The 2,842-nt window shown below is 55.0% G+C and carries 2 tRNA genes and 2 rRNA genes (1 of these 4 cut by a window edge); all 4 read right to left on the bottom strand.

Annotation, left to right across the window (positions count from 1 at the left end):
- Positions 1 to 701, bottom strand: a 23S ribosomal RNA gene (locus HDG39_RS34160) (it extends 2,280 nt beyond the left edge of the window).
- A 308-nt stretch (positions 702 to 1,009) separates the two neighbouring features.
- Positions 1,010 to 1,085: transfer RNA gene (locus HDG39_RS34155), tRNA-Ala, on the bottom strand.
- 53 nt (positions 1,086 to 1,138) lie between these two features.
- Positions 1,139 to 1,215, bottom strand: a tRNA-Ile gene (locus HDG39_RS34150).
- An 80-nt stretch (positions 1,216 to 1,295) separates the two neighbouring features.
- Positions 1,296 to 2,828: ribosomal RNA gene (locus tag HDG39_RS34145) — 16S ribosomal RNA — on the bottom strand.
- Together the 16S and 23S rRNA genes with 2 tRNA genes alongside form the textbook arrangement of a ribosomal RNA operon.
- Positions 2,829 to 2,842 lie beyond the last annotated feature (14 nt).

The raw sequence follows: 2,842 nt of genomic DNA, 5'->3' as shown, positions 1-2,842 counted from the left end.
CAACCTACCATGGATAGATCACCTGGTTTCGGGTCTACACCCAGCGACTGGACGCCCTGTTCGGACTCGCTTTCGCTACGCCTGCCCTAATCGGTTAAGCTCGCCACTGAATGTAAGTCGCTGACCCATTATACAAAAGGTACGCCGTCACCCCTTCGCAGAGGCTCCGACTGTTTGTATGCATGCGGTTTCAGGATCTGTTTCACTCCCCTCCCGGGGTTCTTTTCGCCTTTCCCTCACGGTACTGGTTCACTATCGGTCGATCACGAGTATTTAGCCTTGGAGGATGGTCCCCCCATCTTCAGACAGGATTTCACGTGTCCCGCCCTACTTCTCGTACACCCAGTTCTTCCATGCTGTTTTCGTCTACAGGGCTATCACCTGCTATGGCCGCACTTTCCAGAGCGTTCGACTAACAATACAGATAACGTGTACCGGCTGATCCCATTTCGCTCGCCACTACTCTGGGAATCTCGGTTGATTTCTTTTCCTGCGGTTACTTAGATGTTTCAGTTCACCGCGTTCGCCTCACGCAGCCTATGGATTCAGCTACGGATACTCCATTAGGAGTGGGTTTCCCCATTCGGACATCTCCGGATCAATGCTCGTTTGCCAGCTCCCCGGAGCTTTTCGCAGGCTACCGCGTCCTTCATCGCCTGTGATCGCCAAGGCATCCACCACATGCACTTGTTCGCTTGACCCTATAACGGGTGTGTCTCCCGATGATTGCTCACCGCAGATCACTGCCGTTACAGGTTGAGTATTCGTGTTGCGCCGTATTCCAAAGCGATCTCTCGATCACCTTTAAAATACATCGATACAATCACAACCCTGATTCACCTACTCACACACCCATCTCCAGGCATGCTTTCGTGAATCTCTTTACTACTTCTTCCTGATTGTTAAAGAACGACAGCCGGTATGAAGCCTCTGCCTCATACCGCCCTGACTGGCTCAATCGCCAATGCGCAACGCTCTGCCTTCAGGCAGAACACTGCGCATTGAGGATTGGTGGAGGATGACGGGATCGAACCGACGACCCCCTGCTTGCAAAGCAGGTGCTCTCCCAGCTGAGCTAATCCCCCAGTCCCACAGCCATTCCAGCGGCCCCAGCCCTTCAGCTCACCAGACACGACACTGGTGGGTCTGGATGGATTCGAACCATCGACCCCCGCCTTATCAAGACGGTGCTCTAACCGGCTGAGCTACAGACCCCTGATGTCTGTTCTGCGTTGCTGCCATTAACCACAGCCGATAAGCGTGAGCACTTGAATGCAGTGAATGCATAGCTCTGGAAAGGAGGTGATCCAGCCGCACCTTCCGATACGGCTACCTTGTTACGACTTCACCCCAGTCATGAATCCTACCGTGGTGACCGTCCTCCTTGCGGTTAGACTAGCCACTTCTGGTAAAACCCACTCCCATGGTGTGACGGGCGGTGTGTACAAGACCCGGGAACGTATTCACCGCGGCATGCTGATCCGCGATTACTAGCGATTCCAGCTTCACGCACCCGAGTTGCAGAGTGCGATCCGGACTACGATCGGTTTTCTGGGATTGGCTCCACCTCGCGGCTTGGCAACCCTCTGTTCCGACCATTGTATGACGTGTGAAGCCCTACCCATAAGGGCCATGAGGACTTGACGTCATCCCCACCTTCCTCCGGTTTGTCACCGGCAGTCTCCCTGGAGTGCTCTTGCGTAGCAACTAGGGACAAGGGTTGCGCTCGTTGCGGGACTTAACCCAACATCTCACGACACGAGCTGACGACAGCCATGCAGCACCTGTGTTATGGCTCCCTTTCGGGCACTCCCGCCTCTCGGCAGGATTCCATACATGTCAAGGGTAGGTAAGGTTTTTCGCGTTGCATCGAATTAATCCACATCATCCACCGCTTGTGCGGGTCCCCGTCAATTCCTTTGAGTTTTAATCTTGCGACCGTACTCCCCAGGCGGTCAACTTCACGCGTTAGCTACGTTACCAAGCCAATGAAGGCCCGACAACCAGTTGACATCGTTTAGGGCGTGGACTACCAGGGTATCTAATCCTGTTTGCTCCCCACGCTTTCGTGCATGAGCGTCAGTATTGGCCCAGGGGGCTGCCTTCGCCATCGGTGTTCCTCCACATCTCTACGCATTTCACTGCTACACGTGGAATTCCACCCCCCTCTGCCATACTCCAGCGCTGCAGTCACCAATGCAGTTCCCAGGTTAAGCCCGGGGATTTCACATCGGTCTTACAGCACCGCCTGCGCACGCTTTACGCCCAGTAATTCCGATTAACGCTCGCACCCTACGTATTACCGCGGCTGCTGGCACGTAGTTAGCCGGTGCTTATTCTTCCGGTACCGTCATCCCTCACGGATATTAGCCACGAGGTTTTCTTTCCGGACAAAAGTGCTTTACAACCCGAAGGCCTTCTTCACACACGCGGCATTGCTGGATCAGGCTTGCGCCCATTGTCCAAAATTCCCCACTGCTGCCTCCCGTAGGAGTCTGGGCCGTGTCTCAGTCCCAGTGTGGCTGGTCGTCCTCTCAGACCAGCTACAGATCGTCGGCTTGGTAGGCCTTTACCCCACCAACTACCTAATCTGCCATCGGCCGCCCCTTGAGCGCGAGGTCCCGAAAGATCCCCCGCTTTCCTCTCCCGAGCGTATGCGGTATTAATCCGGCTTTCGCCGGGCTATCCCCCACTCCAGGACACGTTCCGATGTATTACTCACCCGTTCGCCACTCGCCACCAGACCGGAGTCCGTGCTGCCGTTCGACTTGCATGTGTAAGGCATGCCGCCAGCGTTCAATCTGAGCCAGGATCAAACTCTTCAGTTCAAACCTGTTACTGT

Origin of the sequence: Paraburkholderia lebeckiae, assembly GCF_014201005.1 — a bacterium.
In the GTDB taxonomy this organism is placed as follows: Bacteria; Pseudomonadota; Gammaproteobacteria; order Burkholderiales; family Burkholderiaceae; genus Paraburkholderia; species Paraburkholderia tuberum.
This window is presented reverse-complemented; position numbering and strand designations above follow the sequence as displayed.